Genomic DNA, 559 nt, shown 5'->3' with positions numbered 1-559 from the left:
CCCCCGGGTCGGTGAACTCTCCGGGCGGTGTCGGCAGCGCGTCCGAGCCGTCCTTGCGCTCGCCCGTGAGGCCGTAGGTGAGTATCTCGGAGTTGTACTCCCTCACCTTCGCGTTGTAGGCGGTCACCGCCTCCTTGCTGGCTCGCTCCGCCTGCTGGTACACCACCAGCGCGTCGCGCGCCTGCCCCTGGGCCCAGGCGACGGTGTCGGCGAAGTGGTCGAGGGCCGCCGCGGCCTTCTGGAACGCGTCGGCGGCCGTGAACCACTTCTTCGGCTCGTACGTCATCCGCACCCGGAACATGCCGGCCGCCTCGCCCTGCCAGCCGGTGGACTGGAGGCCCTTGAGGCCGTTGCCGATCCGCTCGAAGGCCGCCTGGAAGTCGCGCAGGTGGGAGACGGTGGACGCCAGTTTGCTCGGGCTGCCGTAGATCAGCTTCGTCGGATCGTCGGTCTCGCCGAGGCGCATTTCGGCGACGTCGGCGCCCATGCCGTCCGCCACGGACCTGCTGCTCTGGCGGGTCCAGTCGGCCGCGCTGTGCGCGCCGATCTCGTCCAGGCC

General features: G+C 70.8%; 1 protein-coding gene. It reads right to left on the bottom strand.

Annotated features, from left to right (window positions below):
• The coding region (locus tag KUM32_RS35590) for a putative T7SS-secreted protein (RefSeq protein WP_374227588.1) at nt 1-559 on the bottom strand (559 nt) is incomplete at both ends.

The organism is Streptomyces sp. AC627_RSS907 (assembly GCF_019049165.1).
This window is presented reverse-complemented; position numbering and strand designations above follow the sequence as displayed.